We start from the raw sequence: 21,621 nt of genomic DNA, 5'->3' as shown, positions 1-21,621 counted from the left end.
CAAAGTGTTTAACAAGTGTCTTTGGGATGGTCTTATTTCACTCCGCTGGTCTTTCACAGACCACGGATTTATTAAGAATGGAGTACACTCATATACCTGAGAACGATTTTGGCATCAGCACTTCAAGATACCGGGCCTTGTTCAATGTTCCCCTTAAAATGGGCAAGGAGAACTATTTAGTCGCCGGATCGGAGTACAATACTTATCGTTTTGAATTTAACAATCCACTACCTTTTCCTTCCAACTCCTTGGAGGAGATTCATATTATTGATGTCAATTTGGGATACATACTTAAATGGAACCCAAGCTGGCGATTTGTAGGTATTGTTACCCCCCGCCTGGCATCGAATTTTGTGGAAGGTATAGAGAACAATGATTTTCTCTTCAATTTTTCTGCCTTGGTCTGGAAGGAAAAACCGGATATTGACAAACCTTTTCGTCTAATTTTGGGTCTTACGTTCAATAGCGCTACGGGGCTACCCTTTCCGTTGCCCCTTATCAATTATCAAAAAAGATTTCATCCCAATTGGTCCTATTCGCTGGGTATTCCCAGAATGGACCTGAAATATTACATACGAAAGAAACATATTCTGCAAACGGCACTGTTTTTGGATGGTTATTTTGTAAACATTCAAAATGATATCTTGCTTCCGGGAAATGTGGTAGGAACTACGGTTTCACTTTCTGCTTTGGTAAGCGCAATAGGGTATCAGTATAAAATATCGAAGTATATCTCGTTTTACGGTCTTTTGGGGTATTCCTTGACCCAAGAGGGATTGTTAAGGGATGGTAATCGAGATAGGGCCTTTGTCCTGAATGACGAGGGAAATATTTATCTTAGAACGGGATTTAAGATATCAATTTTTTAAAATCAAAACATGTCAAAAATACTGGTGATAGAAGATGAATCGGCTATAAGACGGGTATTGGTAAAGATTCTTTCGGAAGAGAACGATACCTATCAGGTAGAAGAGGCCGAAGATGGCCTAAAAGGCCTTGAAACCATTAAGAACAACGATTATGATCTGGTGCTTTGCGACATAAAAATGCCCAAAATGGACGGGGTTGAGGTTTTACAGGCCGCACGGAAGATTAAACCGGAAATTCCCTTTATTATGATATCAGGGCATGGTGATCTGGACACGGCCGTCAATACCATGCGCCTAGGGGCATTTGACTATATATCCAAACCCCCGGATTTAAACCGGCTTTTAACCACGGTACGTAACGCTCTGGATCGTAAGGAATTGGTTGTGGAAAACAAGATCCTTAAGAAAAAAGTGAGCAAGAACTATGAAATGGTGGGCGAAAGCAAGGAAATCACTGCCATAAAGGATATGATAGAAAAAGTGGCCCCTACCGATGCCAGGGTACTGATAACGGGTTCAAACGGAACGGGAAAAGAACTAGTGGCTCATTGGATCCATGAAAAAAGCCAGAGAAGCAATGCTCCCTTTATAGAGGTTAATTGTGCCGCTATTCCGTCCGAACTCATAGAGAGCGAACTTTTTGGCCATGTTAAAGGAGCCTTTACTTCTGCTGTAAAGGACCGGGCAGGAAAGTTCGAGGCGGCTAATAAGGGCACCATTTTTTTGGACGAAATAGGTGATATGAGCCTTTCCGCACAGGCAAAAGTATTGAGGGCCCTGCAAGAAAATAAAATTTCAAGGGTGGGCACGGACAAGGACATCAAAGTAGACGTTCGTGTAATAGCGGCCACCAACAAAAATTTAAAAAAGGAAATTGAGGAGGGGAATTTTCGGGAAGATCTATACCACAGGTTGGCCGTTATTTTGATAAAAGTCCCATCCTTGAACGAACGCCGTGAGGATATTCCTTTGCTGATAGGGCATTTTGCGGAAAAAATTGCATCGGAACAAGGAATAGCCCCAAAGGTTTTTTCGGACAAGGCCATTAAGCTATTGAAGACTTACGACTGGACGGGAAATATACGCGAACTGCGAAATGTAGTGGAGCGCTTGATAATTTTGGGCGGCAAAGAAGTTAGTGAGGCGGACGTTACCCTTTTCGCTAGCAAGTAGTCTGCCAGCTATCCAAATCAAAGGATTTCAAAGAAACTCCTACTGAAATGCATAAGAACAAAAATCCGTTTATCTGCTACTTAGTAATTGATCTTCACAGCCCCCCAAGCGCTCTAAAGCTGCTGCGGAAATCTGCTTGGTCCTAAGATTGTAGTACTTTTTGCCCTCGGTCAAATTGGGTCTTAGGAGCTGTTGTTCGCAATGGTCATGAATTTTTTGGGCAAATGCTTTGGCTTCCTCACAATCCACGGAATTCATTACGTTATCCAATGACTTTTGATAGTTTACCAAGGCCATATCAATTTTATTCCTTAAAACCTTAATATCGGTGTCTTTAAGAATTATCCTTTTTTTCTTGGCCCTCTTGGTGTTCATTACCAAAACATCACTTGGATAGGGGCTATCATGTGCCTCGTATGTTAAAACTGCTTCCAAACCTTCCAGAGTATTCTCCAAAGCCCTATTCAATAATATCTTGGTGGCCCTCAATGTAGTGGTACGGGTGGCTCTTTTCAAATTATCAAACCCTTCTTCGATACTTATTACCGCATGCTCGCAACCACATTCCGAAAGTTGTTGTCTGGATTTAACAATGGCATTCAAGGCCTTATAGGCATAATAGCGCGCTAGATTAATATTGTCAACAGCGATGGCCTTCTCGGTCTGGGATTTTACAAAACCAATGTTGGAACCTGCGTATTCACAGGCCGCACTGGGCTTAAAGGAGGATAACAGGTAGAAAAAAAGAGCGCATAGCACTACAGTACACTTTTCCATTCTTGTGGTTGTTTAGGAGTAAAATCTGGGACATTTTACAAGGTAAAGTTAAAAATTACCGACCAGGGTCACCTACTTTTTTCGATAGACGGGAAAGCCTATGCCAAATTTTGGATGAAGCGGTTTTTATGGATGACAAACGGTCACTTTTTTTAACATTCGCTGCATTTCAACGATAAAATATTTTATATTCCACTTATGAAGAAAGTAGATTTAGCCAGTTATAAGGTAGAAACACCCATAAAATTGAAGGATTCCCCAACCTTGGAGGACCTAGGTACATCAAAAAAGAATTTGAAAAAGACCCTGGAAGAAATCCGGGAAAAACTTGGGAAATTCCAGGACACGTTATACGCACATGGTAAATATGGTGTTTTAGTGTGCCTACAGGGCATGGATGCTGCTGGAAAGGACAGCTTGATCCGTGAGGTATTCAAGGATTTTAATGCACGTGGCGTTGTGGTACATAGTTTTAAGGTTCCTACGGATTTGGAGCGCAAACACGATTATATTTGGCGCCATTACATTGCTCTTCCCCCAAAAGGAAAATTTGGGGTATTTAACCGAACACATTACGAAAATGTGCTGGTGACGCGCGTACACCCAGAATACTTATTGAGCGAAAATATGCCGGATATTCTTAGTGTTGAGGATGTAGACCAGAAATTCTGGGATAGGCGTTTTGAACGGATCAATAATTTTGAACGTCATATTACAGAAAACGGGATGATAATTTTCAAGTTTTTCCTGCACCTTTCAAAAGAGGAGCAGCGCCTGAGACAATTAAGAAGGTTAAAGCTAAAAAGGAAAAATTGGAAATTCTCCCCAGGTGATCTAGAGGAGCGTAAGCTCTGGGACCAATACCAAGAGTGCTATGAGGAGGCCATAAATAGAACTTCCAAGTCACATGCACCGTGGTATGTTATCCCATCGGACAACAAAGATGCGGCAAGGGTAATTACGGCGTCCATTCTACTTCAAGAGTTAAAAAAATACAAAGATATTCAGGAACCTGAGCTCGATTCGAAAATACAGGCTAATTTAGAGGCCTACATCCAGCAACTGGAAAATGAAGGGAAATGAAAAAAATTTGTGTACTGTTTTTTTTTACATGCATAGTTGCGCCCGCACAGACCGAAGATGAACAACAGATAAAGCGCATTTATGAGACTGCCCTGACCCAGGGGTCTGCTTACAATTGGCTTAAGCACCTTTCCAATCAAATAGGAGGAAGACTATCCGGTTCCGTACAGGCACAACAGGCGGTAGACTTTACCAAAACTCAATTGGATATGTTGGGTTTGGACCGTGTTTGGCTACAACCTGTAATGGTTCCTAAATGGGTTCGGGGAACCCCCGAATTTGCTTATATAGAGACTACGCCTGGTATAACCACCAATGTCCCCATCTGTGCTTTGGGAGGATCCGTGGCTACACCTCTTGGGGGGTTAAAGGCCAATGTAGTTGAGGTAAAGAGTTTGGAAGACTTGAAGGTCTTTGGGGAAGAAAGGATAAAGGGCAAGATAGTATTTTTCAATCGTCCTATGGATCCCAAGTTAATAGATACCTTTGAATCTTATTCCGGTTCTGTAGATCAACGGAATAATGGGGCGGAGGAAGCCGCCAAATACGGTGCTGTGGGTGTTATAGTTCGGTCAATGACACTTCGTTTGGATGATTTTCCCCATACCGGTGCCATGAGTTATGGTGAAACCGCCTTGGAAAATAGAATCCCTGCAGCGGCCATTAGTACCAACGGGGCAGAATTGTTAAGTACCACATTGAAATTAAATCCAAATATTAAATTCTATTTCAAGCAAAACTGCAGACAGGAAGAAGACGTGGAATCCTTTAATGTTATCGGTGAAATCACAGGCGCCAGCCATCCTGATGAGATAATTTTGGTTGGCGGTCATTTGGATTCATGGGATTTGGGGGATGGTTCGCATGATGATGGTGCAGGATGTGTACAAAGTATGGAAGTGCTTCGTCTTTTGAAAGTAACGGGATATAAACCAAAACGAACTATCCGTACAGTCTTGTTCATGAACGAGGAAAATGGGCTTCATGGTGGAAATAAATACAAGGAAACGGCTCAGGAAAAAAATGAGAACCACATTTTTGCCCTGGAAAGTGATTCCGGTGGCTTTTCTCCTAGAGGTTTTTCCTTTGAATCCTCAGATGCCAATTTAAGACAGGCCCAGTCTTGGGCACCATTGTTTAAACCCTATTTGATCCATTTTTTTGAGCTGGGGTATTCAGGAGCCGATATACGCCCGCTGAATAATGGTGAAACGGTGATGGCGGGACTTCGTCCTGATTCCCAGCGCTATTTTGACCATCATCATGCGGAAAATGATACATTTGAGCATGTGAACAAACGCGAATTGGAACTAGGCGCAGCTGCCATGACCAGTTTAGTCTATCTTTTTGACAAGTATGGCACCGTTGATTAGGACGGCAAAGAAGGGCTTTGATTTTTTACCTCCCAAGTTTTGGATTCGCATCCCATACCCAACAAAATTCCCTACCTTTGCCGCTTATTAAAAAAAGCGAAAAATGCAAGAAGGAATCTATGCAAAATTTAATACTTCAAAGGGAGAGATACTGGTAAAACTAACCCATGATAAAACTCCGGGAACCGTAGGTAATTTTGTGGCATTGGCCGAAGGGAAAAAGAACAATTCCGCAAAGTCCAAAGGGGAACCTTATTATGACGGCCTAAAATTTCATAGAGTAATACCCGACTTCATGATCCAAGGTGGTTGTCCCCAAGGTACGGGTACGGGTGATCCAGGCTATAAGTTCGATGACGAGTTTCATCCAGAACTAAAACATTCCGAACCGGGTGTACTATCCATGGCCAATGCCGGACCAGGTACCAACGGGAGCCAATTTTTTATTACACATGTACCTACCCCATGGTTGGATAATAAGCATACAGTATTCGGTCACGTGCATTCCGGACAGGAGGCGGTGGATGCCATTGCCCAAGGAGATGTCATTGAAAGCTTGGAAATCTTACGTGTCGGTAATGAAGCCGTGCAGTGGGACGCGCTCGCAGCATTTGATGGTTTTGAAAGTTCCAAGGCAAAGAGATTGGAAGAAGAGCGAAAATTAATAGCCGCGGAACTGGAGAAAGTTGCGGCTGGATTTGATAAGACCCCTAGTGGTCTTCGCTATAAACTTATAGAAAATGGAAATGGTACCAAAGCCGAAAAAGGCCAACAGGTTTCCGTTCACTATGAAGGTTCTTTACTTAACGGACAGGTATTCGATTCGTCATATCAACGCAATCAGCCAATAGATTTCAAGTTGGGAATAGGACAGGTGATCCCCGGATGGGATGAGGGCATCTCTCTTTTGAAGGTAGGTGATAAGGCCCGATTTGTGATTCCTCCGAATTTGGCTTACGGTAGCGCGGGAGCCGGAGGAGTTATTCCACCAAATGCCACACTTCTATTTGATGTTGAGCTGGTAAAAGTAGGTTAAATCGAAAAAATAGAAATTACCCGGCGCTGAATTACACCTTTTGCCAAGTGTAAGGTGGTAGTTAACAAATGGTTCCCAAATTTAAAGGTACAATTGCTTCCAATTTTAGACCAATACCATGGAATATACCCTAAGCACAGGATATGGCCAAATAGTTCTACTTGTCCAGGGTTTTAGCGCGTCTAGTACTCAAAAATAGAAGAATGATGTTAATGACAAGCAGTATGAAAAGAATCCCAAAAAAGGTCAACATAAAGTGTTCTTGTTAGAAGTGGGGTGTTATATTTTGTTTAAACTTAGATAGAAATTAGTGCTAAAGGTTGCGTTCGGATTAAACAAAATTATAAAAAAGAAGTATTAATCTTACAGTTATTTAAAAATCCTACAAAAAAAGCCCTGACTAAACTGCCAGGGCTTTTATCCTATAAAAAAGTCTATTTGTTACCTAGTCAACTATTTTTACATTAACGGCGTTCAATCCTTTTTTACCTTGTTGTAGCTCAAATTCCACAACATCACCTTCGCGAACCTCATCGATTAAGCCAGAAATGTGTACAAAATGATCTTCGTTTGAACCTTCTTCGGTGATAAAACCATATCCTTTGGAATCATTGAAGAATTTTACTGTTCCTTTACCCATAATAAAAAAATTAGAAATTAAATTAAAGCGCGAAGGTACTGTTAAATTTTTTAATTCGATGATTTTTTGGGGGTTATCTTTTTGTAAAGCCGTAGTTCGGAATAGATCAAAGAACATTGATCAAATGAGGGTTACAAGAAAAAAAGACTTGAAATTAAATAGTATACTTAGGTTAACGGATATTTAATTGAATTCCGATGCCTTCGACCAAAGCATGAATTTCATGTAATAAGCCCCTTATCAAAATAAGGGGCCTATTTTTATTACGGCATCTCATAAAGCCTAGTTCTGAATTCCAAAATTCAAAACAGACTTATCAAGTAAAGGATTAAATCTGGGAATCTCTTGTTACGCGGTCGGATCTGGTGTCATTCTAAGGTAGGGTTTTACTTCTTCCACACCTTTTGTAAACATTTCCTTGGCTTGTTCCGTGGGGATGGCCGGGCTTACCACAACATCTTGTCCATGTTCCCAGTTGGCAGGAGTAGCTACCTTATGATAGGCAGTTAATTGTAGTGAATCCACGACACGGAGGAGCTCATAAAAATTACGTCCTGTGGAGGCAGGGTATGTAAGTATCAATTTTACCGTTCTGTCCGGAGCTATGATGAATACCGAACGTACGGTAAGTTTATCGTCCGCATTGGGGTGGATCATATCATACAATGTAGCCACTTTTCTATCCTCATCGGCAATAATTGGAAAGTTCACCGTGGTCTTTTCTACTTCGTTGATGTCCTTTATCCATTCCGCATGGGACTCCGCCCCATCCACGCTTAATGCTATCATTTTTACATTGCGCTTATCGAACTCATCCTTGAATTTCGCTGCCGTTCCCAATTCGGTGGTACATACCGGTGTAAAGTCAGCCGGATGAGAGAAAAGAATTCCCCAGCTTTCTCCCAAATAATCATAAAAGTTTAGGGTTCCCTGCGAGGTTTCAGCCGTAAAATCCGGGGCTAAGTCGCCCAATCGTATTGTTGCCATATGTCGTGTTTTAGATTGTGAATTACATTAGGATACAAAGATTATGGGATTAAGTAGCATTCCCTTATTTTTTTGGTTAAAAATCTATTAAAGTTTGGAGCATTTTTTTCCTTGGGAAGGAGTGGTTTTATTTCCAAGGAAATATAATCTTGGTTATCTTTATTTCATGGAAAAAATGGATCTAGAGGAATTACGTTACCCAATAGGGCAATTTGTGGTTCCGGAAAGTTTTGATGATACAACTATCCAAAATTGGATTTCGGAATTAGAGATTTTTCCTCAAAAATTCAGCCTTCTGGTCAAGAATCTCAACGATAAACAGTTGGATACGGTATACCGACCGGGCGGATGGACCGTAAGACAAGTTGTCCACCATGTTTCGGACAGTCACCACAACAGCTATATCCGGTTTAAATGGACATTGACCGAAGACCAACCCGTAATCAAGGCTTATGATGAAAAGGCTTGGGCCAATTTGTTGGATACCCAAACTGGGCCAATTGAAATGTCACTGGACCATTTGAGTGCTATACACACCAAATTGGTGTATTTGTTAAGGAAGCTTGCCCCAAGTGATTTGAATAGAACCTTCATTCATCCCGAAAGCAGGGCGGAGACATCCTTAAAAGAGAATATAGGACGGTATGTATGGCACGGTAATCATCATTATGCCCACATAAAAAACCTTCTTGACAAAAACAATTGGTAGGTCCTTTCGCGGATTCATGAAAAAGGTGGTTTTGGACTAAATTAGTGTAGCGTATGAGCGTCTGCCGTTCGTTTGGTAAATTCGGTACCTTAAATCCAAACTTAAGGTAAAGCTTTTAAGCGAGGGCCTTCTTTTATCGTATCCGGCCAAAGAATTTCTTTCCTCAGTGTCGTAGCCTTGTTTGTGACAAAATTTAATACTTCGGTCCCGATGGCCTTACCGAAAAATTTAAGTCAAGTATTCGCCCATTTGATATTGCAGCCTATGCTAGGTTTTTGAAACGTGTCGACTTCCTTTCCCTCCAATAAGGCATCCATTGCATTTCTAAGGTCGTTTCCGGTAACCGCTATCCCATTACCAGGGCGGGAATCATCCAATTGTCCGCGGTATACAAGTCTCAAACTACTGTCAAACAGGTAAAAATCTGGTGTGCAGGCGGCGTCATACGCCTTTGCCGTTTCCTGTGTTTTGTCATAAAGGTAAGGAAAGGAATAGCCTTCTTGTTTGGCCGTCTCTTTCATTAAATCAGGGCCATCCTGGGGATAATTCTCAACATCGTTGCTGGATATGGCAACAAAGCCAAACCCCTTTTTTTGGTATTCCTGCCCTAGTCTTGAAATTTCGGGATTTACATGTTTTACAAAAGGACAGTGGTTACAGATAAACATGACTACCGTACCTTTGGTGCCTTTTACATCTTGAAGTCTCAAATTTTTATCGGTCACGGTATCCGTTAAATTGAATGTAGGAGCCAATGTCCCCAGAGGTAGCATATTGCTGGGAGTGTTTGCCATTTGATTTAAATTTTTGTTTTTATTGCAGATTGAAAATATCCAAAGGCCGCTCAATTATTTGGTTCATCAAAGGTAAAAAGAATTTCGCCGACCTTGTGTTTTAACAAACTAATGGTATATTCAAAAAATCTAAATGAAGTGCCCCAAATAGAGCTTGTAAGTTTTTTATATTGTTTGCGTTAAATTGGACCAAGATGACTTATTTCCATTCTATGGTTTGAATTTTTGTCGATCTAGAGTGAAAAACGGAAAAAAGGGATTGATTTGAAGAAAATTGGGTATTACCTCATAAAAGCCTGGATACAAGGCGGATTACATCTATACTTTTCTAAAATTAAGGTACATGGTCTTGAAAATGTTTCGAAGGACAAGCCGGTACTTTTTCTCGCCAATCATCAAAGTGCGTTGATGGATGTACTCCTTATCGCGGTAGATTGTAATCGCAGACCTTATTTTCTTACTCGGGCCGATGTGTTCAAAAAACCTCTGCTAAAAAAATTTTTCGGATTTCTACGGATGATACCTATTTACAGAATTCGCGATGGTCGGGAATCCCTTAAGAACAATACCATGGTATTTGATCGTTGTGCCACTTTGTTGGACCATAAAGAGGCCATACTCATGTTCCCGGAAGCCAATCATAGCCTAAAACGTAGGGTAAGACCTTTGAGTAAAGGTTTTACACGGATCTTGTTCGCTGCTTTGGAGCAAAATCCCGATTTGGATATCCGTTTGGTGCCTATAGGACTAAACTATCAGAATGCAGAAAGCTTCCCGGATTCGACGGCCATTTATTTTGGCGAGGAAATTCCTGTACAACAATTGTATGACCCTTCTAATTTAATCTCATCTACCCATACCATCAAGGAAGAGGTTTCCAAAGTATTAAAAACATTGACCACCCACATTGAAGATGAAACCTCGTACGATACAATTGTCAATCATTTGGACGGGGAAAGGACGGATTATTTAGATCCAATGAAAGTCAATTCAAAACTACAGGACCTAAAACCACAAAGGATTCCTAAAACAAGAAAATCGGAAAACGGGTTTCTCCAAATAGCTTTTTACCTTTTTAATTTTCCCATAATACTGCTTTGGAAAACTAGGGTAAGGCCCCGGGTCTGGGAGCCGGAGTTTACGGCCACCATCAGATTTGGTTTCGCTCTTCTGGCATTTCCGCTTTACTACACATTGGTGTTCATAGTGCTCATGTTTCTTTATACCCCAATAACCGCCTTTGTCATAGTCCTTGGTATTTTTCTGTTCAATTGGGGTTATGTAAAGTTATAGGCCTGTTAGGCAGGTGATTGTTGTGGTCACTTAGGCTTTGGACTACATTAATCCGCCAAAGAAAATAGCGTTCATCAACAGTTTATTGGTACCATACCAAAATGCCCTGAAGTTCGTATTATCCGTGAATACAATGACCCTACCCTTGCCCAGCTTTTGGGCCCGAAAAGGGACGCTTCCCTTCAACATGGCCAAATTTTCCTCGGAAATGTATCCGCTCAGTAGAGGGGTATTGGTGTATTGAATGGGGTTGTTGTAACTATCCTTATGCGGTTCAATATAAACATTCGTATTTCGAAAAAGTGCCAATCTATTGTTTTTATACCCATAATTAATAGGATGGGAGCGATCCAGTTTGGCTTTAAAAATTGCCCCACCCGTTACCTGTGCACCTTTAAAATCGTTTTTCGCCCCAAATGAAACGTTTTTAGCGACTAAAGTATCCTTTCGGAATTTGAGCTTCATGAACTCATTCTTTTCAAACCATTCGGCGACATTTCTATAGCCTATTAAAGTTCCCCCTTCCATTACCCAATCTTTTAGGTTCTGAGAGCTTTTTGCGGCCAAAACCATATTGGCGCTACTGGAACTTGGCAGTATTATGTCGGTATATTTTTTCAAATCTACCTTGTCCAAATAGGAAATATCTATTTTGGTGATTTTCATATCATATCGGGTGTCGAACAAATGCCATATTTCACCAGCATCATACGAACGTATTCCGGTACCGACTAGGATGGCCACTTTTTGTTTTTTAATGGGATCAAAGTCATTACTGCCTAAATCAATTCCCCTGGTAAGCCCAGTATTGGCGGCTTTTATTTGCAAATTACTTTCTTGGGCAACAGTACTTAAAAATTGGTGGAGTTCCTTTGGGCCCAATTCCTGATTCTGAACCGGAATCATAATGGTTCCATAATCATATTGCCTGCCTTCCAGGGAGAAAGGGTATTTGGCAACTTTGGCACGCAATCCTTTTTCCAGAATCATATTCAGGGCTTTAGGGGCATAATACCCATGCCATTCAAAAAGATAGGCATACTCGCTCTCTATATCGATACTTCCGGATAAACCTGTAAGTTCGGTTATTTCGGAACCCGCATTTTCCAATGTATTTACCTCTGCATAGTCCAGATTAAAAGCCATGGGGAAGGTCCAGGCTGAAACATCATAAAACAAGCTGTCCTTGAATGTGGTACGCTTTTCGAACATGGCTTTTATAAGACGATGATTTTTTTGACGCATGGGTACTACATAGCTGTATCCCTTGCGATATTGTTTGCCTTCCAGTGTTATGTCACTGGCCAGTTCATGCAATTTTATGTTTTGCCGTTGCAGAATTTCGGCAAGATGCCAGGCCTTGGAAGCATCCTTGCTATCCCCGAAAATTATGGCCTGTGTCTTGCTTCGGGAAGTTTCGTTCCGAACGTCATTGTAAAAATCGCGCTGATAATTCAGGATTTTGGTCCGCATCTTTCTTGCCGCCTCTATGGTGGAAAGTGAGGTGGTGAATTGATTTCGTATCGTAAAGGGGAAGGTAAGCAGACCATTTTCACTCTCTTGGATGTGTCCTCTGGAACTGCCTTGCTCGAAAAGAATTCCAATGCCTCCGTTAACATCCGGGAAAGTGGATCCTTTTCCATAATAGTAATCATCAAAGTTCTCTTCCGAATAGTACAACGACCCAATTCTGTCCAAGGCTTTGGCATGATAGGTTCCAATCTCCGCAGTAAGCTCTTGATTCAATTTTGGCGTTAGTGGGTGGACTCGTAAAGGTTCACCCGGCTGAAAAAAGAAGGTAGAATTTGTACCCATCTCATGATGGTCCGTCAAGATGTTGGGTAGCCATTTATGAAAGGTATGAATACGCGCGCGACTTTCTGGCAATTGAACAGGTAACCAATCACGATTCATATCAAACCAGTAGTGATTGGTACGCCCACCAGGCCACACCTCATGATATTCCCTTTCGTTGTTATCCGCATTGAGGTTTTGGCTTTTGTTGGTGTTCGCCCAATAGGCAAAACGTTGTAGACCGTCTGGATTCATGCAGGGATCCAATAAAATGATCAGGTTATCCAAGGTCTCTTCAATTTCGGGTCCTTCGGCAGCTGCCAAATAATAGGCATAGGCCATAGCCGCATTGGTTCCACTAGGTTCATTGCCATGTATGGTAAATCCTTGGTAGACTACTAAAGGCATTTTTTCCGTATCCAAGGAATTGCCATTTGCTTCGGTCAGAGTAAGATGTTCTTGTCTGATCTTTTCAAGGTTATTCTGGTTTTTTGGAGAGGTAATGGTCAAAAGTAAAAGGGGACGCCCTTCAAAGGTTTTACCTACATTTTCGAGGGTCACGCGTTCACTGGTCTTGGCCAAAGCCTGCATATAAAACACAAGCCTGTCATGCGTTACGTGCCATTCGCCCACCTCATGTCCAATGATTTCCTTGGGTGTAGGTATTTCTTCATTGTAGCTCATACCTTGGGGCAGATAATAGCCTAAATCCAGGGATTCCTGGGAAGTAACTAAATGAGAGGCACAGAAAAGCAAGAATAGAGATAATGTAGTTTTCATATAGGGTTAAAATTTATGGACATCACAAACAAAAAACGGCCCTTTATCCGAAGAGCCGCTATCCTAATTATTTAATCTGCTTTAGACTTAAATATCATCAAAGTCAACATCTGTGAAGCTTTCTGCAGATTTTACCTGTCCGTTTTCACTAGGTTCTTCCTTCTTAAAATCTTTTTGATGACGCTCCGAAATTACCTCGGAACCTTTTTCACTAAAAATAAAATCCATCATTTCCTCAACATTTTCCCTGAACGCCTCAAAATCTTCCTTGTATAGGTAAATCTTGTGTTTTTTGTAGTGAAAAGAACCATCATCATGTGTGAACTTTTTACTTTCGGTAATGGTCAGATAGTAATCCCCGGCTTTAGTGCTCCTTACATCAAAAAAATAGGTTCTTCTCCCCGCCCTCAAAACCTTGGAATGGATTTCTTCCTGATCCATTAGTTCTCTCTCGCTCATTTTGTGTAGTTTATAGTTGTTAAATAAATGGTATTAATCCTTCAAAAATGTGAAAAAAATGGGAATCAGGCAACAATTTGGTTGTTTATTTCTCCGAGAGTTGGTTTATGTAAAGCTCTCTATAATACCCCTCTACATTGTTCAATTCCTCGTGGGTGCCTTCTTGTAAAAGTTGACCGTTATCCAATACAAAAACTTTATCGGCATTCTTGGCCGAGGATACCCTATGGCTCACTATAATCGTTGTTTTGTCATTGGAGACTTTCTTTAAATTGTTTAATATTTCCTCTTCGGTCTCGGTATCTACTGCGGAGAGACAGTCATCAAATAGATATATCTTAGGGTCTTTCAATAAGGCCCTTGCTATGGATACTCTTTGTTTCTGGCCGCCACTAAGTGTAATTCCCCTTTCTCCGAGTACGGTATCATATGCCATGGAAAAACCTATAATATTCTCATGTACGGCGGCATTTTTGGCCACTGTAATGACTTCTTCCTTCGTTGCGTCGTATTTGCCAAATTTTATGTTACTTTCAATGGAATCGGAAAACAACAAGGCGTCTTGGGGGACAGCACCAATGGACTCCCGAAGGCTTTTTAGATTTATTTCCTTGATCGGTACATCATCGATCAATATTTCACCGGAAGACACATCGTAAAGACGGGCAATTAGATCAAGAACGGTGGATTTACCGGCTCCGGTTTTTCCTAAAATGGCTACCGTTTCCCCTGGATTTATACAAAACGAAATGTCCTTTAATGCCGTAATATGGGTATCCTCATAAGTAAAGGATACATTTTTGAACTCTATTTTTCCGTTAATGGATATTAATTCGGACGCCTGATTACGTATTTCGGGTCGTTCCTTTAAGAACTCATTTATTCTCTTCTGTGAGGCCTCCGCACGTTGTACGATGGAGGTTAACCATCCTACTATGGCTACCGGCCATGTGAGCATGTTTACATATAAAATGAATTCTGCAATAACACCAATGGAGTTTATCTCACCATCTATGTATTGTTTGCCACCTATATAAATGACAAAAATATTACTTATACCTATGAGCAAGATCATTAAGGGAAAGAACCAGGCGTTCACTTTGGCCAGATCCATACTTTTGTCTTTTCCTTCCATGGCCAGGACCCCAAGGTCGGCATTCACCTGGGGTTCCAGGGCATATGCCTTTATGACCGAGACCCCGGAAAACACTTCTTGTGTAAAGGTAGATAGGGTAGAAAGATATTCCTGGACAACCGTACTTCGATTGTGGATTACCTTACTGATTTGATAAATAAGAACGGATAAAATGGGGAGCGGTATCAGGGTATATGCGGCCAAGGTAGGAGCCTTTATGAACATTATTGGAATAATACAAGCAAAAAGGGTGACCGTATTTATGCCATACATCAATGCCGGTCCGGCGTACATTCGTACTTGGCCCACATCTTCGCTAATGCGGTTCATCAAATCCCCTGTCCTGTTTTTTTTATAAAAACCAAGACTTAGCAGTTGATAATGGTCAAAGACTTCGTTCTTGAGGTCATATTCTATATAACGCGAAACGTTTATGATCGTCTGGCGCATTAAAAAAGTAAAGAATCCTGAAAGTAACGCCGCACCTACGATGATCAATATAAATTCCAAGAGCATTTCCTTAGCTGCAGGTTCGGTAATCTTTTGGCCCATAAAGTCCTCGACAACTTGTATGGAATTGTTGACGTAAGAAGGCATTACCAACTGGAATATACGGGCAATGATAGTAATTAAAATACCTATCAATAGTTTAAACCAATATTTTTTAAAGTATTTGTTAAGGTGCTTAAGTTCCTTCATGCAGTGGTAAGGCTAGGCGTCTAGCGTATTCTTGATTTTGCCAAAGATAGGTTTTTGGAAGACATACAAGTGTTATAAAATACCTAAGATAAAGCCCACGACCTTTATACAAAATTAAAATAGATTGCTATTTTTGCGGGGCGATGATTAACCCAATTCTTTCAAAAGTTCTCCGCAAATGTTGACAAGAAGGCATATAAGGGTAAAGGTAATGCAATGTATCTATGCTTTGACCCAATCCCAAGATGATTCCTTGGAGAAACAGCAAAAATTTCTGAGGACCAGCATCGAAGGGATGTACGTTCTCTATTTATTGGTCTTAAGCCTGCTTTCCGAAATACGGCACAAGGCCAACGGCCATCTGAAAATTACCTCTAAAAAGTACTTGGCGGGCACTTCGGACCATTATCCCAACAAGGAAAAATTCATAAACAATAGACTGTTGCATCAAATTTCCGGTAATAGCTTATTGGAGAGCGAAATGAAAAAAAGAAAACTCCAAAATTGGTACCTGAACGAGGAGTATGTAAAATTGATTTACAAAGAGATTTTGGAAAGCTCTATCTACGATAGATATATGTCCTCCAAGAAGAACGATTATGAAGAGGATCGTCAATTTGTTCTTGATGTGTTCCGTGATATCATCGCTCCTAATGAAAAAATTTACGAATATTTTGAAGACGATAAGTTGACCTGGGTCGATGACATTCCTATTGTGAACACCTTTGTTTTAAAGTTATTGAAGAAAGCCAAGGAAAGTCATAACGAATCTTTCTTTTTGCCCAAACTGCTAAAGGATCAGGCCGATATGGATTTTGCACAAAAACTCCTGACAAAGACATTGTTAAACAATTCACGTTGGGAGAAGGAGATCGAGGGAAAGACACCAAATTGGGACAAGGACCGTATTGCCGATGTAGATGCGATTTTGCTCAAAATGGGTATTTGTGAACTTTTGAACTTTCCTTCCATTCCGGAAAAAGTGACCATAAATGAATTTTTGGAAATTGCCAAGGAGTATTCAACTCCTAAAAGCAGCATATTCATCAATGGTATTTTGGACAAATTGGTAAAGGAGTACAGAGCTGAGGGAAAACTTAAAAAAACAGGTAGGGGCTTGTTATAAACAATATTTCTGTAATTTTACGCAATACAAAAATTATTACATAATGAAAAGAATAGTTTTAAGCCTAGGTCTAATGGCACTATTGGCAGTTTCCTGTAAGGAAAATGCATCCAGTAAGATAAATACCGATAAGGTGGCACAGGCTGCCGAAAGGGACGAAGCCGCTAAAAAGCTTCCAGTAATGTCCTTTGAAAAGTCCGAGCACGATTTCGGAACCATTGAACAAGGTGCCGCTCAAGAGACGGTTTTTAAGTTTACCAATACCGGCGAGGCCCCATTGATCATAACCGACGCCAAAAGCAGTTGTGGCTGTACGGTACCCAACCCACCTAAAGATCCCATAGCTCCAGGTGAGACGGGGGAGTTGTTGGTAAAGTTCAACGGATCTGGTCAAAATCAGGTCACAAAGACCATTACGGTGACTGCCAATACAGAAAAAGGCTCCGAGCTATTGCGCATCAAGGCTTTTGTAAACCCCAAAGGTGCAGCTCCAGTAGGACCAACGGTAAACTAGTCAACAAAAACTTAGACTCGTAAATAATGGGAGATATAGGACAGTTTTTGCCCATGATCCTTATTTTTGTGGTGGCCTACTTTTTTATGATCCGTCCACAAATGAAAAGGCAAAAGGATGAAAAACGTTTTGCTTCGGAACTAAAAAAAGGGGATCGGGTAGTTACAAAAAGTGGAATGTACGGTAAGGTAGTGGATCTTAATGACAAGGATTATTCCTGTGTTTTGGAGACCATGGCGGGAAAGATAAAATTTGACAGATCTGCCATATCCATGGAAATGAGCAAAAAACTCAGTACGCCTGCTAAAAAGTAGATTCCTTTACATAAGAATATTAAGGACGCCGGTTTATCAAATCGGCGTTTTTTTGTATAAAATTGAACCCGATCATGACTTCTAAGTCGACCCAAATGGGTAACAGGCGTCATGTACATTTCCAACTAATGTAATCTATAGAACATCAAAGTTGGTATTGTCTTTTTTGTAGGTGGGAAAGGTAGTTCCACACTTAAAATATTGGACAATTTTTCGCTGAAAATCATTATCTTGAAAGACAAAACAAAATTCTACAATCATGTACCAAAATCGACGAAACTTTATAAAAAAGAGCTCCTTGGCATTAGCTGGAACAGGAGCTGCATTTGCATTCCCCATGGAACTATTGGCCACCATGAGAAAAAGGGTCGGGCCCAATGACCGTATCAACGTTGGGGTCATTGGTTGCAAAGGGATGGGCTTTAGTGATTTAAGTTCCATGCTAAAAATAAGCGAGACCAATGTGATTGCCTTATGTGATGTCGACGAAAGTGTACTGGAATCCCGTACTGCGGATTTAAAAAAGGCAGGTATCAAGAAGCCGAAATGGTACAAGGACTATAGGCAGCTCCTGGAAAACAAGGATGTGGATGTGGTGATAATCGGAACCCCGGACCATTGGCATTGCCTTCAATTGACCGATGCCCTACAGGCAGGCAAGGATGTGTATTGTGAAAAACCTATAGCAAATTCTATTGAGGAAGCCGATATTATGTTGAATTACGTGAACTCTAGTGATCGTATGGTCCAGATCGGTCAATGGCAGCGTAGTCAACCACATTTTGTGGATGCGATTGATTTTGTGCATTCCGGTAAATTGGGAGAGATTCGATTGGCCAAGGCCTGGGCCTACCAAGGATGGATGAAACCGGTGCCCACGGTTCCTGATGAAGCCGTTCCCAATGGTGTGGATTATGATATGTGGCTAGGACCCGCACCCCAGCGTGCTTTTAACACTAATCGGTTCCATTTTAACTTTAGATGGTTTTGGGATTATGCCGGGGGATTGATGACGGATTGGGGTGTTCACTTGATAGATTACGCCCTTTATGGCATGAAGGCCGGTAGACCAAAATCGGTAATGGCCCTAGGTGGAAAATTTGCATATCCCGATGATGCTTCAGAAACCCCGGATACTTTACAGACCGTTTTTGAATACGATGGCTTTTCCATTCTTTGGGAACATGCCACGGGCATTGATGGTGGTAACTATGGCCGTAACCACGGCATTTCCTTTATTGGAAACAATGGAACCTTGGTATTGGACAGAAATGGATGGGAAGTAATCCCGGAAAAAAACTTCAATGGATGGGGTAAGGAAAGAACACCAAAAATGGAAGCTATTTTAAAGGACAAGGACGGGGTAAGCGGACTTGATCTGCACACCGTTAATTTTATTGAAGCGGTAAAGGCCAGGGACGCTTCCAAACTCACGGCACCGATTCAGGTAGGCTACGATGCCGCTTTGGTATCTCACATGGGCAATGTTGCCTTTAAAACGGGTAATAGGATTTATTGGGATACTGCTAGTAACAAGTTCAAAGAGGAAGAGGCCAACCAATATATGAAAGCAAATTATCAAAATGGTTGGAAATTACCTATGATTTAAAAATCAAATTCCCAAATCCCTGCTTAAGACGCAATGTTCATTAGAAGGAGGGATTTGGGGAATTTAATGAGCACTATCTATAATTATCGTTAAGACCTTTCCCTTCTAATATTAAGGGAGTTATCTTTTTCAACCGGGAAAGTTTGGTTTTTTCTTGTTTGGCATCCGCTATATAGGAGGCATATTCGTTTTGTTTGTAGGGAGACAATGTCTTAAATCTCCTGCCTAACTCTTTGTCAGCATTCAGGGCCATCTTAAGCATTTGTGGTAAGGGGGTCTTTGCTTTTTCCTTTTTTTCGGGTTTTGCTGTAATACCCTTTTTTTGGTTTTCCAAAGCCTCTATCATATAACTGACAACGCCCTCTTCATCAATTTCATCCATGGTCGTAAACTTCCAATGTCGCATGGCTTGGGTCTTGCCCTCCTGGGCATTTTCCAGGACATTTTTTGGGTCTGTGAGGAGCATCCCGTTAAAAAAACCCAATCCAAAATGAAGCTTGAAGCGTGCAATCCAAAATACGTTCTTATTATTGATCGTATAGACCGGGGCATGCCATTTAAAAGTTTCCATCGCTTCTGTCTTGTGGGCCAGGTTTCTTAAAACGGCAATCTCTTTCTTAAATAGGTGTTCTTCCCCGAAATATGTTTCGACTTTTTTTGAAATATCCATGGTAACGATAGTACTGTTCCTATACTAATTTATGTATTTTCAATAACTTTTGGCGGCTACCAATTCGCATATTTTTATGATTACCTCTACCGCCTTTTGCATACTTTGAACCGGAATGTATTCGTATTTTCCATGGAAATTATGCCCCCCTGCAAAGATATTGGGACAAGGTAGGCCCATATAGCTTAATTGTGACCCGTCCGTACCTCCGCGAATAGGTTTAATAATGGGTAGAACGTCTACGGCCTGCATGGCTTCCTTGGCAATTTCTATGATGTGGAATACCGGCTCAATTTTTTCACGCATGTTGAAATACTGGTCGTGCAGTTCCAGTTCAACACAATGGCCATGGATTTCATTGAGTTTGGCTGTAATGGTCCTCAAAAATTCCTTCCTTTTTTCGAATTTTTCAAAATTATGGTCACGGATAATCAATTCGAATTCGGCATGTTCAATCTCGCCTTTTAGCTTATGTACATGGAAAAAACCTTCTCTATCGGAAGTGTGCTGAGGTGTTTCTTCCGGAGGGAGAATGCTCATAAACTCATTGGCGATACTTATGGCGTTGATCATTTTGTTTTTGGCATAACCAGGGTGGACGCTTTTTCCGGCAATACGAATTTTGGCACTTGCCGCATTGAAATTCTCGTACTCCAATTCACCGATTTGACTCCCGTCCATCGTATAGGCCCAATCCGCCCCAAATTGCTCCACATCAAATTTATGTGCTCCCCGGCCTATCTCCTCATCCGGTGTAAAGCCTATCCGTATTTTTCCATGTTTAATGTCCGGGTTATGTATTAGGTATTCCATGGCAGTAATGATTTCTGCAATGCCCGCCTTGTCGTCTGCCCCTAATAACGTGGTGCCATCCGTCGTTATTAAGGTCTGGCCCTTGTAAAGGAGCAAATCCTCAAAATAACGTGGAGATAAAACTATATTTTCTACTTCGTTCAGAATAATATCCCCACCATCATAGTCTTTAACAATTTTTGGATTAACATCCACAGCGGTGAAATCGGGCGTGGTGTCAAAATGGGAGATGAACCCGATAGTGGGTACCTCTTTTTCCAAATTGCTGGGCAATGTGGCCATGATATACGCATTGTGATCAATGGTAACCTCCTCCAAACCTATTTGTTTTAGTTCTTCCACAAGCTCCAAGGCCAGATGCCACTGTTTTTCCGTACTGGGTGTCGTTTTGGAATGGGGATTACTTTGGGTATCGATTTTCACGTAATTTATAAATCGCTCTACTAATTGTCGCATCGATATAATTTTTGCATAAAAATACTGTTTATACATCAGGAATCTCACAGTAATATTCTTTTTGACGATGATAAAATTCACAAGGATGTTTTATGTCCTCTTGGGCTGTACAATCTTTTCTTCGGTATCGTTGGCCCAGGATTGTACATTGGATATTGGAGGGGACAATACGGATATGATGATAGAGGTCTTTCAGCTTAACGATGCTCAGATAAAAACCATGGAGAACCTAAAATCCGATTTGGAAATCCAGATAAAAGGTCTAAAGGAAGACATTCAAAAACTTTTTGACGACCATCCACAAAGTAGTACGGAGGAGCTGCAGGTTTTGGCGGATAAATATCGGGTGCTGGAAAAAAAAGTAATGGATGCATCCTGGGAATGTGATAAAAAACTTTTAAGTACCTTCAATGAAAGACAATATGGACGATACTTAGATCTCTGCCACGAAGCATTTCGAAAACCTATCAGAATTATCCCAGTAGCGGTCAAGGATTCGGTTAGATCCCATTGATTTT

21 protein-coding genes are annotated in these 21,621 nt (G+C 41.1%); 12 read left to right on the top strand and 9 right to left on the bottom strand.

The genetic code is table 11. From position 1 onward, the window contains the following. Positions 1-26: 26 nt before the first annotated feature. The gene (locus tag Q0993_RS07495; protein WP_299531391.1) at positions 27-869 is read left to right on the top strand and encodes a DUF6268 family outer membrane beta-barrel protein; all 843 of its coding nucleotides are present in this window, start codon (positions 27-29) and stop codon (positions 867-869) included. Between the two features lie 9 nt (positions 870-878). Then, positions 879-2,042, top strand: coding sequence for a sigma-54 dependent transcriptional regulator (locus Q0993_RS07490; protein ID WP_299531388.1), 1,164 nt, complete (start codon positions 879-881; stop codon positions 2,040-2,042). A gap of 69 nt (positions 2,043-2,111) precedes the next feature. Here the strand turns inward: Q0993_RS07490 and Q0993_RS07485 are convergent, their stop codons facing one another. Then, positions 2,112-2,819, bottom strand: a complete 708-nt coding sequence (locus Q0993_RS07485) for a hypothetical protein (RefSeq protein WP_299531360.1) — start codon at positions 2,817-2,819, stop codon at positions 2,112-2,114. Positions 2,820-3,017: 198 nt separating this feature from the next. Between Q0993_RS07485 and Q0993_RS07480 the strand changes: the two genes are divergently transcribed. The 3 genes from Q0993_RS07480 (at position 3,018) to Q0993_RS07470 (ending at position 6,311) form a co-directional block, all read left to right on the top strand. Further along, positions 3,018-3,902, top strand: a complete 885-nt coding sequence (locus tag Q0993_RS07480) for a PPK2 family polyphosphate kinase (protein ID WP_299531357.1) — start codon at positions 3,018-3,020, stop codon at positions 3,900-3,902. Then, positions 3,899-5,275, top strand: a complete 1,377-nt coding sequence (locus Q0993_RS07475; RefSeq protein ID WP_299531356.1) for a M28 family peptidase — start codon at positions 3,899-3,901, stop codon at positions 5,273-5,275. Before Q0993_RS07480 ends, Q0993_RS07475 begins: the two co-directional genes overlap by 4 nt. Before the next feature lie 103 nt (positions 5,276-5,378). Further along, entirely contained in the window at positions 5,379-6,311 is a 933-nt protein-coding gene (locus Q0993_RS07470; RefSeq protein WP_299531355.1) for a peptidylprolyl isomerase, read from the top strand. Positions 6,312-6,756: 445 nt separating this feature from the next. Here the strand turns inward: Q0993_RS07470 and Q0993_RS07465 are convergent, their stop codons facing one another. Both Q0993_RS07465 and Q0993_RS07460 read right to left on the bottom strand, forming a co-directional pair. Continuing rightward, entirely contained in the window at positions 6,757-6,951 is a 195-nt protein-coding gene (locus Q0993_RS07465) for a cold-shock protein (RefSeq protein ID WP_299532811.1), read from the bottom strand. Positions 6,952-7,299: 348 nt separating this feature from the next. Further along, the gene (locus tag Q0993_RS07460; protein WP_299531354.1) at positions 7,300-7,938 is read right to left on the bottom strand and encodes a peroxiredoxin; all 639 of its coding nucleotides are present in this window, start codon (positions 7,936-7,938) and stop codon (positions 7,300-7,302) included. A gap of 166 nt (positions 7,939-8,104) precedes the next feature. On the opposite strand from Q0993_RS07460, the gene Q0993_RS07455 reads away from it, so the two are divergent. Beyond that, positions 8,105-8,647 carry a YfiT family bacillithiol transferase gene (locus Q0993_RS07455; RefSeq protein WP_299531352.1) on the top strand — a complete coding sequence of 181 codons (543 nt, stop codon included), beginning with the start codon at positions 8,105-8,107 and terminating at the stop codon, positions 8,645-8,647. Positions 8,648-8,880: 233 nt separating this feature from the next. Here Q0993_RS07455 and Q0993_RS07450 read toward each other — a convergent pair whose 3' ends face one another. Beyond that, positions 8,881-9,441 (bottom strand): thioredoxin family protein, encoded by a 561-nt coding sequence (locus Q0993_RS07450; protein WP_299531350.1) that lies wholly within the window; start codon positions 9,439-9,441, stop codon positions 8,881-8,883. A 264-nt stretch (positions 9,442-9,705) separates the two neighbouring features. Between Q0993_RS07450 and Q0993_RS07445 the strand changes: the two genes are divergently transcribed. Beyond that, positions 9,706-10,734, top strand: a complete 1,029-nt coding sequence (locus Q0993_RS07445; RefSeq protein ID WP_299531348.1) for a lysophospholipid acyltransferase family protein — start codon at positions 9,706-9,708, stop codon at positions 10,732-10,734. A gap of 42 nt (positions 10,735-10,776) precedes the next feature. Here the strand turns inward: Q0993_RS07445 and Q0993_RS07440 are convergent, their stop codons facing one another. The 3 genes from Q0993_RS07440 to Q0993_RS07430 form a co-directional block, all read right to left on the bottom strand. Further along, a complete protein-coding gene (locus Q0993_RS07440; protein WP_299531346.1) occupies positions 10,777-13,308 on the bottom strand; it encodes a M14 family zinc carboxypeptidase in 2,532 nt (843 codons plus the stop codon). Between the two features lie 87 nt (positions 13,309-13,395). Next, on the bottom strand, positions 13,396-13,767 hold the full coding sequence (locus Q0993_RS07435; protein ID WP_299531344.1) for a PUR family DNA/RNA-binding protein: 372 nt from the start codon (positions 13,765-13,767) through the stop codon (positions 13,396-13,398). A gap of 85 nt (positions 13,768-13,852) precedes the next feature. Next, positions 13,853-15,601 carry an ABC transporter ATP-binding protein gene (locus tag Q0993_RS07430; protein ID WP_299531342.1) on the bottom strand — a complete coding sequence of 583 codons (1,749 nt, stop codon included), beginning with the start codon at positions 15,599-15,601 and terminating at the stop codon, positions 13,853-13,855. Between the two features lie 178 nt (positions 15,602-15,779). On the opposite strand from Q0993_RS07430, the gene nusB reads away from it, so the two are divergent. From nusB to Q0993_RS07410, 4 genes are all read left to right on the top strand, one after another. Continuing rightward, positions 15,780-16,727 carry a transcription antitermination factor NusB gene (gene nusB, locus Q0993_RS07425; protein WP_299531340.1) on the top strand — a complete coding sequence of 316 codons (948 nt, stop codon included), beginning with the start codon at positions 15,780-15,782 and terminating at the stop codon, positions 16,725-16,727. Between the two features lie 43 nt (positions 16,728-16,770). After that, on the top strand, positions 16,771-17,241 hold the full coding sequence (locus Q0993_RS07420; RefSeq protein WP_299531337.1) for a DUF1573 domain-containing protein: 471 nt from the start codon (positions 16,771-16,773) through the stop codon (positions 17,239-17,241). Between the two features lie 26 nt (positions 17,242-17,267). Next, positions 17,268-17,555 carry a preprotein translocase subunit YajC gene (gene yajC / locus Q0993_RS07415; RefSeq protein WP_299531335.1) on the top strand — a complete coding sequence of 96 codons (288 nt, stop codon included), beginning with the start codon at positions 17,268-17,270 and terminating at the stop codon, positions 17,553-17,555. Between the two features lie 259 nt (positions 17,556-17,814). Next, positions 17,815-19,164 (top strand): Gfo/Idh/MocA family oxidoreductase, encoded by a 1,350-nt coding sequence (locus tag Q0993_RS07410; protein ID WP_299531332.1) that lies wholly within the window; start codon positions 17,815-17,817, stop codon positions 19,162-19,164. Between the two features lie 73 nt (positions 19,165-19,237). Here Q0993_RS07410 and Q0993_RS07405 read toward each other — a convergent pair whose 3' ends face one another. Together Q0993_RS07405 and pepT are read right to left on the bottom strand one after the other, a co-directional pair. Next, positions 19,238-19,834 carry a DUF1801 domain-containing protein gene (locus Q0993_RS07405; RefSeq protein WP_299531330.1) on the bottom strand — a complete coding sequence of 199 codons (597 nt, stop codon included), beginning with the start codon at positions 19,832-19,834 and terminating at the stop codon, positions 19,238-19,240. 39 nt (positions 19,835-19,873) lie between these two features. After that, on the bottom strand, positions 19,874-21,103 hold the full coding sequence (gene pepT / locus Q0993_RS07400; RefSeq protein ID WP_299531328.1) for a peptidase T: 1,230 nt from the start codon (positions 21,101-21,103) through the stop codon (positions 19,874-19,876). A gap of 85 nt (positions 21,104-21,188) precedes the next feature. Here pepT and Q0993_RS07395 point away from each other — a divergent pair, with 85 nt between their 5' ends. Next, positions 21,189-21,617: a hypothetical protein gene (locus Q0993_RS07395; protein WP_299531325.1), complete on the top strand. Its 429-nt coding sequence runs from the start codon at positions 21,189-21,191 to the stop codon at positions 21,615-21,617. Positions 21,618-21,621: the final 4 nt, after the last annotated feature.

The organism is Ulvibacterium sp., assembly GCF_028285715.1.
GTDB lineage: Bacteria > Bacteroidota > Bacteroidia > Flavobacteriales > Flavobacteriaceae > Ulvibacterium.
This window is presented reverse-complemented; position numbering and strand designations above follow the sequence as displayed.

Bases quoted from the DNA above. Each gene is read 5' to 3' on its own strand.
- Q0993_RS07495 (WP_299531391.1), top strand. From the start codon at position 27: ATGGTCTTATTTCACTCCGCTGGTCTTTCACAGACCACGGATTTATTA.
- Q0993_RS07490 (WP_299531388.1), top strand. From the start codon at position 879: ATGTCAAAAATACTGGTGATAGAAGATGAATCGGCTATAAGACGGGTA.
- Q0993_RS07485 (WP_299531360.1), bottom strand. From the start codon at position 2,819: ATGGAAAAGTGTACTGTAGTGCTATGCGCTCTTTTTTTCTACCTGTTA.
- Q0993_RS07480 (WP_299531357.1), top strand. From the start codon at position 3,018: ATGAAGAAAGTAGATTTAGCCAGTTATAAGGTAGAAACACCCATAAAA.
- Q0993_RS07475 (WP_299531356.1), top strand. From the start codon at position 3,899: ATGAAAAAAATTTGTGTACTGTTTTTTTTTACATGCATAGTTGCGCCC.
- Q0993_RS07470 (WP_299531355.1), top strand. From the start codon at position 5,379: ATGCAAGAAGGAATCTATGCAAAATTTAATACTTCAAAGGGAGAGATA.
- Q0993_RS07465 (WP_299532811.1), bottom strand. From the start codon at position 6,951: ATGGGTAAAGGAACAGTAAAATTCTTCAATGATTCCAAAGGATATGGT.
- Q0993_RS07460 (WP_299531354.1), bottom strand. From the start codon at position 7,938: ATGGCAACAATACGATTGGGCGACTTAGCCCCGGATTTTACGGCTGAA.
- Q0993_RS07455 (WP_299531352.1), top strand. From the start codon at position 8,105: ATGGAAAAAATGGATCTAGAGGAATTACGTTACCCAATAGGGCAATTT.
- Q0993_RS07450 (WP_299531350.1), bottom strand. From the start codon at position 9,441: ATGGCAAACACTCCCAGCAATATGCTACCTCTGGGGACATTGGCTCCT.
- Q0993_RS07440 (WP_299531346.1), bottom strand. From the start codon at position 13,308: ATGAAAACTACATTATCTCTATTCTTGCTTTTCTGTGCCTCTCATTTA.
- Q0993_RS07435 (WP_299531344.1), bottom strand. From the start codon at position 13,767: ATGAGCGAGAGAGAACTAATGGATCAGGAAGAAATCCATTCCAAGGTT.
- Q0993_RS07430 (WP_299531342.1), bottom strand. From the start codon at position 15,601: ATGAAGGAACTTAAGCACCTTAACAAATACTTTAAAAAATATTGGTTT.
- nusB (WP_299531340.1), top strand. From the start codon at position 15,780: ATGTTGACAAGAAGGCATATAAGGGTAAAGGTAATGCAATGTATCTAT.
- Q0993_RS07420 (WP_299531337.1), top strand. From the start codon at position 16,771: ATGAAAAGAATAGTTTTAAGCCTAGGTCTAATGGCACTATTGGCAGTT.
- yajC (WP_299531335.1), top strand. From the start codon at position 17,268: ATGGGAGATATAGGACAGTTTTTGCCCATGATCCTTATTTTTGTGGTG.
- Q0993_RS07410 (WP_299531332.1), top strand. From the start codon at position 17,815: ATGTACCAAAATCGACGAAACTTTATAAAAAAGAGCTCCTTGGCATTA.
- Q0993_RS07405 (WP_299531330.1), bottom strand. From the start codon at position 19,834: ATGGATATTTCAAAAAAAGTCGAAACATATTTCGGGGAAGAACACCTA.
- pepT (WP_299531328.1), bottom strand. From the start codon at position 21,103: ATGCGACAATTAGTAGAGCGATTTATAAATTACGTGAAAATCGATACC.
- Q0993_RS07395 (WP_299531325.1), top strand. From the start codon at position 21,189: ATGTTTTATGTCCTCTTGGGCTGTACAATCTTTTCTTCGGTATCGTTG.